The following is a 13684-nucleotide window of genomic DNA, read 5'->3' as shown; positions in this document are numbered from 1 at the left end:
CAGCTTGAGGAATACTTGAGTAATGATCGAGAAACAACTGAGAAACGATCTGAAGAACAGTTGTATTCAGCGACCAAGTGTTTATGTCGTGCGGGGCTGTAGTGGCCACTATGTACCCGCAAACGTCCCAGCCAAACGGCGGCGGTGGCGGCGAGAACGTGGGGCCGGCGATGGAGTTCAACGCGTGGCGGGCGCTCCAGAAAGCCACGGACGACACTCGCGCGAACCTCATCGCCGACGTCATCGGCCACCCGAAGGGCGCGCCCAGCGTCGACGAACTCGATTACATGAACCCGAGCCTCGAGAAAGACGCCATCCGAAACCACCTCAAGACCCTCCGAAGCGTCGGCGTGCTCGAGGAACTCGAGATCCCGCCGGGCGAACGAACGCGCGGGTTCCCCTACAAGTTCTACCGGCTGACCGACGACGCGCGCGCGCTGTTCGATCGGAACGACCTGTTCCCGCGCGAGCCGTGGCGACGGCAGTACGAACGGGTCGAAAAGACCGGCGAGATCGAGGAACTCGAGGCGATGCCGCGGCCGAACTCGGAGTGAGCGGAGACGAGTAGGCGGTTCGCTCGAGGAAAAGCTAACACCGTTCTGGGAGAGTTCAAACGCTGCAACCGACTCGAGAGTATAGAGGGCGTCATAGAACGGTTTGCACACCTTCTCCGCGACTCTCCGACGAACGATAAGAACAGAAACTTTCCACAGCAATCTCTGCGCTGCGGAAACCTGTACCCGACCCTAATCGGCTTGTTAGTATCCCAACTGGTCGCGAACAAGCACGACGGTCGTGCGGCCCTCTTCGAGTTCTTGGCGGTAGATGAGCTGCTTTGCGATGGCTGACTCGACGCCGTAGGCCTCTTTCGCTCGTTCGTTCTCGAGGGGATAGGCCACGGACTCGAGGCGCTCGAGTGCGTCCTCGAGCGTCGGAACGATCTTGTTCACGCCGCTGACGATGACGACATTGCTCGCGGCGAAGGGGTACGCGCCGATCCGGCTACCGGAACGGTCGGCCGCAACGAGTTCGCCGGTCTGGGAGACCGCGTTAATCCCGCCGAGGAAGTAATCCGCAGTCTGTGACTCACGACGAGCGGCTTGGCGCTTCGCGTCGTCGTTGATACTCCAGATTTCGTCCGGCAAACTCTCCCACTCGTGGTCACCCTCGGAGAGATACTCGTCGAAGCCGATCTCCTCGAGCGTCGTGGAGTGGCCGTTCATCACTGACGCGTCGGCGGGGATTCGCGATTGGAGCACTTCGAGGGCGTCCTCGGCCGATTCCGTGACGACGACGTCGAAGCCGTTACTCTCGAGGTTATTGACGGTCTCCTCGATGGCCTCGTCGGTCGGTAGTTCGTCGAGTGTGGTGTCGATTTCGGTCTCAGCTACGAAATCTGATTTTTCCTGTGACATATGGAGCTATCCGTATCCTTGTATGGGGCTGTTGGCATCTTAAGCCCTCGCGGATACCGGTGTTAGGTGGTTACTCTAATGTAACTTCGGACGATATGGGAGTCTGCGATCAATAAGCACGTGTAGCGAACGGATAGTTCAGTACGAATGGGGAGAAATAAACGCTAGAAGGATCGTTCTATGATACCTTCAGTATATATGGTACCCTCAGTATATTCAACAGCCCTGAAAGCCCCCTTTCGATCCCACCCGCCGCAGCCTCACCCTCCCCAACCGCGGCGGTTCACTCCGTTCGCGGATCGCTCCGCTCGCCGCTCACTGGTCGAGGGCTTCACTTCGTTCAGCCCTCACCGTTCACCGCCGCCCTCGCACGGCTTCGGCGGGCCGCTCGCGGCCCGCCAGCGCGCGCCACTACAGCCAATAGATCACTCGAGCCGCGCCCGCAGATCGGCAATCGCGTCGTCGTACGCTTCGTGGGCGCGCTCGAAGTTCGCCGGCTCCCGGACCATTCCGAAGAAGCCGTGGATCATGTCGTCGTAGTTGCGGGAGGTGACGGGAACGCCCGCGGCCTCGAGCCGGTCGGCGTAGGCGGCCCCGTCGTCCCGGAGCGGGTCAAAGCCGGCGGTGAGGATCGTCGCGGGCGGGAGCTCGGAGAGATCGGCCGCGCGTCGGGGCACCGTGTAGACGTTCCCTTGCTGGATGTCGTCCGCGAAGTAGTGGTCCTCGAACCAGGCCATCTCCTCGGCGGTCAGGAAGTAGCCCTCGCCGTTTTCCTCGTATGATTCGGTTTCGGTGGCGTCACCCGTCGGCGGATAGATCAGCAGCTGTGCCGCGATATCGGGGCCGCCCCGATCTCGAGCGAGCAGCGCGGTCGCCGCGGCGAGATTTCCCCCCGCGCTGTCGCCCGCGAGGACGATTCGGTCGCTGTCGGCCGCGATGGTGTCACCCCCGTCGTCGGCGGTGTCGCGGTCGCTGGTGACATCTTCGGCCCACTCGAGGGCGGCGTAACAGTCCCGCAGCCCGGCCGGGAACGGGTGTTCCGGCGCGAGTCGATAGTCGACGCTGACGACCGGGTAGCCCGACTCTGCGGCGAGCTTTCGACAGCTCCCGTCGTGGGTGTCGACGCTGCCGATGACCCAGCCGCCGCCGTGGAAGTACAGAATCAGCGGTCGATCGGGATTGGGGTCCTCACTCGGCTCGTAGAGCCGGATCGGGATCTCGCCGTCCGAGCCGTCGATACTGCGGTCCTCGACCGCGGGAAGCTCGACGGCCGGGTCGCCTCCCTCGAGCATCGTCGAGAATTGCTCTCGAGCGGTCTCGGGCGTGACCTCGCTGAAGTCCGGCGCGTCGAGCGATTCGTAGACCTCGAGAAATGCCTGCACGTCGGGGTGCGGTTCCTCGGCGCGAGACGCTGCGTGTGAGTCGTCGACTCGAGAAGGTGTCATGGTGCTGTGTACTTCGAACCGAGCCAAAAAGCTACGGTCGACGGAAATCCGGTCGGCGGGTCCAATCGCACCGATGTCGTCGCCACCGTGGCCGGTCGCGTTTCACACCGCTTATTTCGCCTCGGGTCACTGCTACGAGCATGACCAATCAGGACCTCATCGAGGCGCTTCGGGCGGCCGACGCAGTTCGGTTCGGCGAGTTCGAACTCTCCCACGGCGGGACCAGCGAGTACTACGTCGACAAGTACCTCTTCGAGACCGATCCCGACTGTCTCGCGGCCATCGCCGAGGCGTTCGCCGACCGACTCGCGGCCGACGACAAACTCGGCGGCGTCGCGCTCGGCGGCGTCCCGCTGGCCGCCGCGACGAGCGTCGCCGCGGGCGTTCCCTACGTCATCGCGCGCAAGCAGCGCAAGGACTACGGCACCGCGAACCTCGTCGAGGGTCGACTCGAGGACGGCGAGGAAGTCGTCGTCGTTGAGGACATCGTGACGACGGGAACGAGCCTCGTCGACGCCGTCGAGGCGCTCCGGGACGCGGGCGCGACGGTCGAGCGGGCGCTCGTCGTCGTCGACCGGGAGGAAGGCGGCCGGGAGACCGTCGAGGACGCCGGCGTCGAGATGGAGTCGCTGGTGACCGCGAGCGAGTTGCTGGCCTCCCAGTGAATCCGGGAGAGAACCCACACCCCGCGTTGCGATCGAGCGGCGCTGTACCATCACAACGCTTTTACCCTACTCGAGACTACGCGTAATTACGATGGTAGGTGTCCGTTTTACAGGGCCGTCCGCCCGCTTCTAACACTCACCTCTCGTTCGTCGCGTCGAACTCGACGCCGGCGGGCGACGCGTGCAGGACACCATTGGGCTTCTCCGCGAGTCCGAGTACCTACTTACGATAACCAGCCACAGCCATGTCAGAATCAGAGTCAGAACCAGAATCAGCGGGACAGATCACCGTCGTACTGCCGGACGGGTCGGAACTCGAGGTCGACGCCGGCGCGACGGTCGAAGACTGCGCCTACGAGATCGGCCCCGGACTCGGCCGGGACACGGTCGCCGGGAAACTCGACGGCGACCTCGTCGCCAAGGAGGAACCCGCCTACGACGACGCGGCACTCGAGATAATCACCGAGGGATCGGACGAGTCTCTGCGGGTCATGCGCCACTCGGCGGCCCACTGTCTCGCACAGGCGGTCGAACGGCTCTACGACGAGCCGAAACTCGCCATCGGCCCGCCGACGGACGACGGCTTTTACTACGACTTCGACGACCTCGACGTCGACGAATCGGACTTAGCGGAGATCGAGTCGGAGATGGAAGCGATCGTCGACGCGGACTACGAGATCGAACGCGAGGAAGTCTCGGTCGAGGAGGCCGAAGAACGGCTGGCCGACCAGCCCTACAAACTCGAACTCCTCTCCGAACTCGCCGAGGAGGGCGAGCAGGTTACCTTCTACAGCCAGGGCGAGTGGGAGGACCTCTGTGCCGGCCCGCACGTCGAGTCGACGGGCGAGATCGGCGCGGTGAAACTGCTCGAGATTGCGGGCGCGTACTGGCGCGGCGACGAGGAGAACCCGATGCAGACCCGCATCTACGGCACCGCCTTCGAGGACGAGTCCGACCTCGAGGCGTACCTACAGCGCCTCGAGGAGGCCGAGGAGCGCGATCACCGCAAGATCGGCAACGAGATGAACCTCTTCTCGATCCAGGACGTGACCGGCCCCGGCCTGCCGCTGTATCACCCGCCGGGGAAGACGATCCTGCGAGAGCTCGAGTCCTTCGTCGAGGACCTCAACGAGGACGCGGGCTACGACTACGTCGAGACGCCCCACGTCTTCAAGACGGATCTCTGGCACCGCTCGGGTCACTACGAGAACTACGAGGACGACATGTTCATCTTCGACGTGGGTGACGACGAGTTCGGCCTGAAACCGATGAACTGTCCCGGCCACGCCGCGATCTTTCAGGACCAGTCCTGGAGCTACCGTGATATGCCGATCCGGTACGCGGAGAACGGGAAGGTGTATCGCAAGGAACAACGGGGCGAACTCTCGGGACTCTCGCGGGTCTGGGCCTTCACCATCGACGACGGTCACCTGTTCGTCGAACCTGAAGGGATCGAACACGAGGTCGAGACGGTCATCGACATGATCACTGACGTCCTCGAGACGTTCGACCTCGAGTACGAGATGGCGCTCGCAACGCGTCCCGAGAAGAGCGTCGGCAGCGACGAAATCTGGGAGAAAGCCCAGTCTCAGCTTCGGTCGGTGCTCGAGCACCGAAACCTCGAGTACGACGTCGAGGAAGGCGACGGCGCGTTCTACGGCCCGAAGATCGACTTCGCGTTCGAGGACGCCATCGGCCGTCACTGGGACGGCCCGACGGTCCAGCTCGATTTCAACATGCCCGAGCGGTTCGACCTCTCCTACGTCGGCGAGGACAACGAGGAACACCGCCCGGTCATGATCCATCGGGCCCTCTACGGCTCGTACGAGCGCTTTTTCATGATGCTCATCGAGCACTACGAAGGTAACTTCCCGCTCTGGCTCGCCCCGGAGCAGGTTCGCGTGCTTCCGATTTCGGATTCGAACCTCGGCTACGCCCACCGCGTCGCGAACGAGTTCGACGAGTTCCGCGTCGAGGTCGACGACCGGGACTCGACGCTCGAGCGAAAGATCCGCGCGGCCCACGACGACCGGGTACCCTACCAGATCATCGTCGGCGACAACGAGGAGGAAGACGGGAATATCTCGGTTCGCGACCGCTTCGAGGACCAGGAGTACGACGTCGACATCGACGCGTTCCGGGCCCACCTCGAGGGCGAACGCGACGAGAAGCGAACCGAACCCGACTTCCTGCGGGACTGAACGCCGTTAGTCGGTCATCGATCGTATCTCTTCTCGGTTCCTGACAAGTGTGTGGATCGTCCGCACGCCGACGAACCGTGGAACTCGACTGGCGTAGTCCTCGTAGGCCTCGCCGTACTGCTCGCGCAGCCAGGGTTCTTCGGCGAACGGCAGCGCGAGCCACCAGCCGAGGTAGACTGCACAGATGACAGTCACCAGTATCGAGTTCGCCAGTAGCGCGAATCCGATCGTCGCGGCGATATAGCCCACGTACTGCGGATTTCTCGAGTATCGATACCAGCCGCCGGTTCGCAACTCGCCCTCGAGCCCCTTGGTCTCCTCGACGCCGAGGTCCAGCCCAGACGCGATGGCGATGGCGTAGCCTCCGACGAACAGCGTCGCGCCGACGACGAGCGACGACGTGCGAGGGAGTCCGAGGCTGTTCCAGTCCAGATAGACGAGGACGAGGACGAATACGTTGAGCGCGTGCGAGAGTCCCCAGTGGGCGTAGTAGCGCCAGTCCCGGTCGCCGGGCGGCCAGTAGTCGGCGACGCCGAGCGCGCTGGCGACGATGCCCGCGAAGTTGGTGACGGCGAGGGCGAGACCGATCGCGAACGCCGTCGCGGTCAAAGCCTCCGACTCGAGTATCGTCATCGACTCCCCTCCGTCGGCCGTCCGCCCGCTGTCGACTGTCGCGTGTCCATACCGAGTCCTTCTCGCGGATGTTCCCTCGCGGTTCTCGCGGCTCTACTAGCCAATTTATAAGTGGGCCGTGCGCGCATCGTCGAGCAACGGCCGATGAAGTACCTCGATGTCCGCCTCTCTCAACCCGACTGGATGCTCCACCCGATGCAGCGGTTCATCCGCGAGGAGGAGGCGGTCCGCTACGAGGAACTTCGAACGTGGAACATCGCGGGCCGCGAGGACGACCTCGAGTACGAACTGTTCTACGCCGAAGCCGACCGCGACTCCTACGAGGCGGCGATCGACGCCGTCGACTCGGTTCGCTGGTACGATCTGACTCCAATCGACGACGACTCGTTTTACGTCTACATCTGCCAGGAGACCCGCGAGGAGGACGTGCGCTGGCGAGAAGCGTTCGCCGCGCTCGATCTCGTCGTGGTTCCGCCCGTCGTCTACGACGCCGACGCCGCGTTCTACATGACGATTGTCGGAGCCGGCGAGGATCTGAAGGCGATGCTCAAGGGGTTACCCGACGAGATCGACGTCACCGTTCGAGCGATCGGCGAGTACGACCGCCGGCACGCGCCCCTCGGCGGCGACCTCACCGAGCGACAACTCGAGGCCGTCTCGGCCGCGGTCGACGTCGGCTACTTCGCGGTCCCGCGAGAAGCGGGCCTCGAGGCCGTCGCCACGGAACTGGATTGTGCCTCGAGTACGGCTGGGACGCTCCTCCAGAGGGCCGAGACGAGCGTCATGCGGCGACTTGTTCGACGCCGCGAGGGATTCGAGCACGATCACGATCCGAACGACCGTTGACGCCCCCGATTCCGACGGCTCGATCTGGTGTATCGACTTCGACGGAGCGGCTCTCGCCGACCACGTTTGTGGACACTCATCCGTATTCTACGATCGAAATATCCATACTTGTGGGATCGTGCATATCGGTATGAACAGAGCCGAGAAAGCCGCCCTCCAGTTGCGAGCCGTCGACGTGTTGTGTATGCTCAAGGAAACCCGCACCTACGACGAACTCGAGGCCAAGACGGGCCTCCCCGCGGGCGATCTCAACCGGTACGTCAACGGCCACGTGCTGCCGGGGACCGACCGCGCTCGAGCGGTCGTCGAGGATCTCGGGAAGGACGCGATCGCCGAGGAACTCGAGGCGCGGATCCGCGTGGACGAGGAGGGGTACGTCGACAACTCCGGAGTAGTCTTCGACCAGCCGTTTTTGAACCTCACCGCGCCCGTCGTCGCCGACAGTTTCGGGTTCGATCGGCCGGACGTGGTTCTGACGGCCGCGACCGACGGGATCACGCTCGCGGCGTCGCTCGCGAGTTACTACGGCACACGGTGTGCATACGCGAAGAAGCGAAAGGAGACTGCCGTCGAGGAGTTTATCGAGGCCCGCGAACGGCTCGATTCGGGCATCGAGATCACCTACTACCTGCCCGAATCGTCGATCGGTGAGGGCGAGTCGGTGCTGGTCGTCGACGATCTCATCCGCTCGGGCGAAACCCAGGAACTGCTGCTCGACATCGTCGAAACCGCCGGGGCGGATGTCGCGGGCGTGTTCGCGCTGATCGCGGCCGGCGACGACGGCATTCGTCGGGTTCGCGGCCGGACCGAGGCCGCTGTCGACGCGCTGACTTCCGTACACGCGTGAGGTTCATCGGTCGGCTATCGCTCTCGCAGTCCCCGCCTGGGGAGAAATAACATGATGAATCATTAGGTTTATGTGGTTCCCCGAAGACTGTCGAGGTACGACAATGACGAAGACAGTTATCCTCGGCGTGATCGGCTCCGACGCCCACGTCGTCGGCATCACGATCCTCGAGCAGGCGCTGAACGCTGCCGGATTCGACGTCGTCAACCTCGGCGTCCAGAGCTCCCAACAGGAGTTCGTCGACGCGGCAACGGATCACGACGCCGAAGCTGTACTCGTCTCGTCGCTGTACGGACACGCCGAGCAGGACTGTCAGGGCTTTCACGAACTGGTCACCGAGGCGAATCTCGAGGACGTGACGACCTATATCGGTGGCAATCTTTCCGTCGGCCAGACCGATTTCGAGGAGACTCGAGAGAAGTTCCGCGCGATGGGATTCGATCGCGTCTTCAACTCCGAAACCGACCCGGAAGAGGCGATCGAAGCGCTGCGAGCCGATCTCGATATTCGACCGCCCGAATCCGAACACGAACGAAGCCGAACCGTTTCGGTGTAGAGTCGCTGCAGAATCCGCTGTTATCCTCGTTCGCGTCGAGAACGGTGTCTCGACGCGTCTCTGTGTTTATCTGACGATAGTCACGGGAACCGGCGAGCGCCGCGCGACGGTTTCGGCGACGCTTCCCAGCAGGATCCGACTCGCACCGGTCCGGCCGTGGCTTCCGACGACGATCTGATCGGCGTCGTGTTCTTCGACGTAGTCGACGATCGACCGCGAGATGCCGCCGATGACGCGATCCGTCTCGATCTCGACGCCGCGGTCGGCGGCGAGGTCGACCGCGTCCTCGAGAATCCGGTCGGCTTGGGCCTCGTGGCGCTCGTAGATCTGTTCGTAGTTGGCCATCGCGCCGCCGTCGACGCCGGTTGCCGAGTAGAAATCACCGGGATCGAGGACGTGCAGCGCCGTGATCTCGGCGTCGGGAAACTCCTCGACTGCGAACTCGAGTGCGTCGACCGAACGATCCGAGTCGTCAATCGGGACGACGATCCGTTTGGACATACGCGAGAGGACGCGCGGGACCGAAATAAGTGTCAGCCTGAATTCTCGCCCGGTGGGTAGATTCGAAACGACGCCGTACGTCGCGTCGCTCGTTCGTGTCGGAGGATCGAAATAAGTCGCGACTCGAGGCCAACGGCGCACTCGAAATCGGCGTCACGACTCGAGGGTGGCATCGACAGGAAGGAGTCATCTACAGGGAGGCTCGTCTGCCGGAAAGAGTCGTCTGCAACGAGAAATCTCGAAGAACGCCCGCCGCGATTACTTCGCGCCGCCGCGACCGCCGTTGTTCGACGGGCGGACCTTCTCCGCGCCCTTGCCGCGGGTGTTGAGACCGCGGTTCGACGAGCCCGCGTTAGTGAGACCGCGGAACGCGCGGTTCGTGTGATCGTCGTCGCAGATCCAACTGAGGTCGTCGTCGTTCTCGATCGCCGGGTGGTTCGGATCGACGAGGATCACTTCGAACCACTTCTGGCTGCCGTCTTCCCCGACCCAGTAGCTGTTGAGCACCCGCAGGTTGGGGTACTTTCGGGAGACGCGCTCTTCGCCCATCCGCTGGATGTTCTTGCGGCGACCGATCCGGTTGACGCCCTGTCGTTTCGTTCGTCGGCCGGCCTTGTGTCGCTGCTTTCGGGCGGTACCCTTGCGGACCGAGACGCGCGCGAGGACGACCCCCTGTTTGGCCTTGTAGCCGAGTTCGCGCGCCTTGTCCAGTCGCGTCGGGCGATCGATACGCTCGATCGCGCCCTGCTTGCGCCAGTCCTGCTTGCGCTGCCACTGCAGTTCGCCGAGCTTGCCGTCGCCCGGGTTCTTCCATGCCTCCTTGATGTGGGAGTAGAAGCTTCGTGCCATTGTATACCTGCGGGCGTTTCCTGGTTCAGAACTCGAGAGAGTCTCCCGCGTTCCACATCCCGACCTGTGACGTGCGTCGAACAGGTGCCCGCTGTCGCCCGCGGACCAGCGAGTCGTCTGCAACTATCCAACTTGCGAGTATAAGGGCTTCGAAGCGTCGCGCCTCGGGCCGTGGGCTCGAGAGACACATGTATTATTTCCGAACATTAACAAGTATTGTTGAATAATAGGTGCTTGATGGAGAGAGACTCCGGCCGACAGAAAGATATCCTGCTACTGCTCTTTGGCGTGCAGTTCACGCTTCTCATTTTACTGTATCCCGTCGCATGGCCCTTGCTACTGTTTCCGATCCTTCTCACAGGCCACGTGATGAAATCGGAATACAGTCGCCGACTCAGCGAGCACTCCGAGCAGAACGAAGTCGATCAGATCGATGGGTAACGGCTACTCGCTGTCTTCGAATTCTCGAGAACACGGCGTCCTCACAGCAGTCGCCGTGGCCAGCAGTTTTTCCGTCGGAACGAACGACAGGTCTGGAGAAAGCGATCCACAGACCCAAAAGTTGCTTTGTGAATCAGTCGACGAAGTCGATGTCTTCTTCGGCTGCGCCCTCCGGCTGGACGGCCTCGCCGTTGGGCCGGCCGTAGATCTGCGGCGATTCGACACCGGTCACGACGATCATGGTTCGCATACTGCCCTCGAGGCTCTCGTCGATCGAGGTCCCCCAGATGATGCGCGCGTCGGGGTCGATCCGATCGTAGATCTCCTCGACGACGCCTTCGGCTTCCTCGATCGACATGTCGTTGCCGCCGGTGACGTTGACGAGCGCGGAACTCGCACCGGAGATGTCGACGTCGAGCAGCGGCGAACGCAATGCGGTCTTGACCGAGTCCTCGGCTTTGGCTTCGGAGTCGGCCTCGCCGAGGCCGATCATCGCGACGCCGCCCCGTTCCATCACGGTGCGAACGTCCGCGAAGTCCAGATTGACGAGACCCGGTTTCGTGATGAGTTCCGTGATGCCCTTGACCGAGCGCATCAGGACCTCGTCGCTGACCTTGAACGCCTGTTTCACCGGCAGTTTGCCGACCGAATCGAGCAGGCGGTCGTTGGGGACGACGATGACCGTATCGGAAACGTCTCGAAGCCGCTCGAGGCCAGCCTCGGCGTTCGTTCGCCGAACCTCACCTTCTGCGGTAAACGGCGTCGTGACGATCGAAATCGTCAGTGCGCCGGATTCTCGAGCCGCCTTCGCGACGACGGGGGCCGAACCGGTCCCGGTTCCGCCGCCCAGTCCCGCGGTGACGAACACCATGTCGGAGCCGTCGATCGCGTCGTAGATGTCCTGCTGGCTCTCGAGGGCGGCCTCTTCACCGACCTGCGGGAGCGAGCCGGCTCCGCGGCCGCCGGTCTTTTGCTCGCCCATTAGGATCTTCGTATCCGCTTCGATCTCGACGAGGTGCTGGACGTCGGTGTTTGCCGCGACTAGTTTCGCGCCGTGGATTCCCTCTTCCCCCATCCGATTGACGGTGTTGCCGCCAGCGCCGCCACAGCCGACGACCGTAATATCAGTCTGGAGATCGTCGAGTACGTCGAGCAGTTCGTCGTCGGTCATCGTCCCCGAAGTATTGGCGTCGACAGATTCGGCCTCGTCGGGGAGATGATCAGGCTCCCCGCCCTCGGCCTCGTCGATAGCATCGTCGATTATAGAGTCCATCCTTGCCCTTGACTTAAGGATGGAGCATAATTACCTTTCCCCTACACGTCAGCCGTCTGTCTGACGCGGTAATCGACTGTTACCTACCGGATCGCTGATCGAGAAAACGGCGCCTCAGTCACGCTGTAGGCATATCGTACCGTCACCGCGCTCGAGTTACACCGGGAACCGATCTGTTCGGTCAGCACGAACCTCTTCGGGATTGATAGCTTTCCCGTCGACGGTCACCGGCGAGCCGTTCGCGAGCGCGCCGAACTTGGGTCCTTCCGGCACGCCGGCCTCGGCGGCGAGGTCCGGATCGAACGCGCGTTCTTCGGCGACGACCGCGTCGTCCTCGAGTCGAACCCGATCGTACTTCTCCTCGAGTACCTCGGCGAGCGATTCGATCAGCGTCGACGGAACCCCCTCCGACGGGACGGCCGCGGTCGAGCCGACTCGGCTCCCGCCGTTTTCGGTCGCGAACGCGACGGTGGTCGCCTCCACACACTGTCGGACGCGCTCGGGATCGATGCTTTCGGCGGTATCGAGCAACGCCGCGGGGAGATCAACGATCGAGAACGCCTCGCCGTTCGCGTCGTCGTCTTCGCTGTCGCCCTCATTGCTCTCCTCGAGATTCGCGTTCCCCGCCTCGAGCGTCACCTGTCCGTCCTCGAGCGACACCCGCCTGTCGCCGAATCTGATTCCCGACTCGACGGGACCGAGTTCGGACTCGACCGCTCGGACGAGTTCGAGCGACCGGTCGCCGACCTCCCGGAGCCACGTTTCGCTGACGATCTCGTAGCCCAAGTCTTCGATGACTCGCTCGAGGTCCGGCCACGTTCCCTCGAGGACGGCCAGATCGGCTCCGCTGGTGTCGAAGGCGGCCTCGATTACGTCCGGGTACTCGTCGGGGTCGCCCATATCGTCAAGCGCCCACGCCGAGGCGATGTGGCCGACCGCCCAGGGAGTCCCCTCGACGATACGCTGGTAGCGCGGGACATAGTGGTTGCCGCCGAACCCGACGACCTGTCGCTCGCGATGGGGCGCGACACAGCCGTCTCCTGCCGTGCCGCCTTCCGACGTATCGCCCGCCGCCGTACCGCCTGCCGCCGCAGAGCGCTCGACCGCGCCAAGTTCGAGAATCGCTTGAGCGACAGCGCGAGCGCCCTCGGGGTCGTTCCACTGGGGCTCGTCGCTGCCCAGTTCCGCGAACAGCGAGGGACAGCCGACGTCCGTCGGTCCGTGGTGCGTACACTCCATACCAACGTCGTAGTTCTTCGGCGCGTGCGTTTCGAACGCCTCGAGCAATCGCGCGAGCGCGTTCGGCGCTGTCTCGGCCAGCGCGTGGTCGTCGCCCCCAAACTCGGCGGGGCCGAAGTTCCCCGTGAAGTGGCCCGTCAGCAGCGCCCCGGTGTCGCCGGCGTGGCGCGAGGCGAACACGAGCAGGTCGGGATCGCCGTCGAAGGCCTCCGCGGGCCGCTCGAGGTCGATGTGTAGCTCGTCGAACGAGCGCAGTTCGAAGCTATCGGTTCGATGGTAGGTCCCGCCGCCGTCTTCGTCCGGTCGGTCGTCGTCGATCAGTTCCGTCCAGTCGGCGCACTCGCGGAGGTGCTGACAGATGTGCTCCGAGGCGCTGTCGGCTCGACTTTCGACGATCGCGATCACGAAGTGGTCTCAGGCTCGAGGCGACGAATAGGCTACGTTTTCGATGCGACCGGGATCGTCGATCCTCCGCCGAGAGAAGTTATGTAGCTTAATTCCTACGTATCAAACTCCCGATAAGCGACGCTGTGCAGACCGCAAATCCAATCCACCCGAAAGCTTCACTCCAGTCGCGGAACATAACATCGTGTTGATGCGAGAATAGAGCGAATACTATCATCGCGATTCCGTACAACATCAGGGAATCTATTTTATTCAATCTGTGAGTGCCGACGAATCCGACCGGTAAGCGCGGGATAGTTCCCATTTCGAGTGGGAGTTACCTGATGATTCCGTCTCGACTCGAGATAGCGGACCGACAAGTAGATGAC

Annotated in this window: 13 protein-coding genes; 6 read left to right on the top strand and 7 right to left on the bottom strand. The window is 63.1% G+C overall.

Going from position 1 to position 13684, the window contains the following annotated elements:
- Positions 1-110: 110 nt before the first annotated feature.
- Complete coding sequence (locus EL22_RS11340; protein WP_050051614.1) at positions 111-554, top strand: hypothetical protein; 444 nt, start codon at positions 111-113, stop codon at positions 552-554.
- Positions 555-758: 204 nt separating this feature from the next.
- On the opposite strand, the gene EL22_RS11335 is transcribed toward EL22_RS11340, so the two are convergent.
- Complete coding sequence (locus EL22_RS11335; protein ID WP_050051613.1) at positions 759-1415, bottom strand: lactate utilization protein; 657 nt, start codon at positions 1413-1415, stop codon at positions 759-761.
- 425 nt (positions 1416-1840) lie between these two features.
- Complete coding sequence (locus EL22_RS11330) at positions 1841-2860, bottom strand: alpha/beta hydrolase (RefSeq protein WP_050051612.1); 1020 nt, start codon at positions 2858-2860, stop codon at positions 1841-1843.
- Positions 2861-3000: 140 nt separating this feature from the next.
- Between EL22_RS11330 and pyrE the strand changes: the two genes are divergently transcribed.
- Both pyrE and thrS read left to right on the top strand, forming a co-directional pair.
- On the top strand, positions 3001-3525 hold the full coding sequence (gene pyrE / locus EL22_RS11325; protein ID WP_050051611.1) for an orotate phosphoribosyltransferase: 525 nt from the start codon (positions 3001-3003) through the stop codon (positions 3523-3525).
- Positions 3526-3770: 245 nt separating this feature from the next.
- Positions 3771-5726 (top strand): threonine--tRNA ligase, encoded by a 1956-nt coding sequence (gene thrS, locus EL22_RS11320; RefSeq protein ID WP_050051610.1) that lies wholly within the window; start codon positions 3771-3773, stop codon positions 5724-5726.
- A 6-nt stretch (positions 5727-5732) separates the two neighbouring features.
- Here thrS and EL22_RS11315 read toward each other — a convergent pair whose 3' ends face one another.
- Positions 5733-6359: an isoprenylcysteine carboxylmethyltransferase family protein gene (locus EL22_RS11315; protein ID WP_050051609.1), complete on the bottom strand. Its 627-nt coding sequence runs from the start codon at positions 6357-6359 to the stop codon at positions 5733-5735.
- Between the two features lie 144 nt (positions 6360-6503).
- Between EL22_RS11315 and EL22_RS11310 the strand changes: the two genes are divergently transcribed.
- The 3 genes from EL22_RS11310 (at position 6504) to glmS (ending at position 8608) form a co-directional block, all read left to right on the top strand.
- Positions 6504-7205, top strand: coding sequence for a helix-turn-helix domain-containing protein (locus EL22_RS11310; RefSeq protein WP_050051608.1), 702 nt, complete (start codon positions 6504-6506; stop codon positions 7203-7205).
- Positions 7206-7335: 130 nt separating this feature from the next.
- Positions 7336-8052: a phosphoribosyltransferase family protein gene (locus EL22_RS11305; RefSeq protein WP_050051783.1), complete on the top strand. Its 717-nt coding sequence runs from the start codon at positions 7336-7338 to the stop codon at positions 8050-8052.
- A gap of 103 nt (positions 8053-8155) precedes the next feature.
- On the top strand, positions 8156-8608 hold the full coding sequence (gene glmS, locus EL22_RS11300) for a methylaspartate mutase subunit S (RefSeq protein WP_050051607.1): 453 nt from the start codon (positions 8156-8158) through the stop codon (positions 8606-8608).
- Positions 8609-8674: 66 nt separating this feature from the next.
- On the opposite strand, the gene EL22_RS11295 is transcribed toward glmS, so the two are convergent.
- The 4 genes from EL22_RS11295 to EL22_RS11275 form a co-directional block, all read right to left on the bottom strand.
- Complete coding sequence (locus EL22_RS11295; protein ID WP_050051606.1) at positions 8675-9109, bottom strand: universal stress protein; 435 nt, start codon at positions 9107-9109, stop codon at positions 8675-8677.
- Between the two features lie 258 nt (positions 9110-9367).
- Complete coding sequence (locus EL22_RS11290; RefSeq protein ID WP_050051605.1) at positions 9368-9958, bottom strand: 50S ribosomal protein L15e; 591 nt, start codon at positions 9956-9958, stop codon at positions 9368-9370.
- A gap of 574 nt (positions 9959-10532) precedes the next feature.
- Positions 10533-11672 carry a cell division protein FtsZ gene (gene ftsZ, locus EL22_RS11280; RefSeq protein WP_050051603.1) on the bottom strand — a complete coding sequence of 380 codons (1140 nt, stop codon included), beginning with the start codon at positions 11670-11672 and terminating at the stop codon, positions 10533-10535.
- A gap of 156 nt (positions 11673-11828) precedes the next feature.
- The gene (locus EL22_RS11275) at positions 11829-13316 is read right to left on the bottom strand and encodes a D-aminoacyl-tRNA deacylase (protein WP_050051602.1); all 1488 of its coding nucleotides are present in this window, start codon (positions 13314-13316) and stop codon (positions 11829-11831) included.
- Between the last annotated feature and the right edge of the window lie 368 nt (positions 13317-13684).

Source organism: Halostagnicola sp. A56, from assembly GCF_000691505.1.
Lineage (GTDB): Archaea > Halobacteriota > Halobacteria > Halobacteriales > Natrialbaceae > Halostagnicola.
The sequence above is the reverse complement of the archived record's forward strand: the minus strand, read 5'-3'. Positions and strand labels throughout refer to the sequence as shown.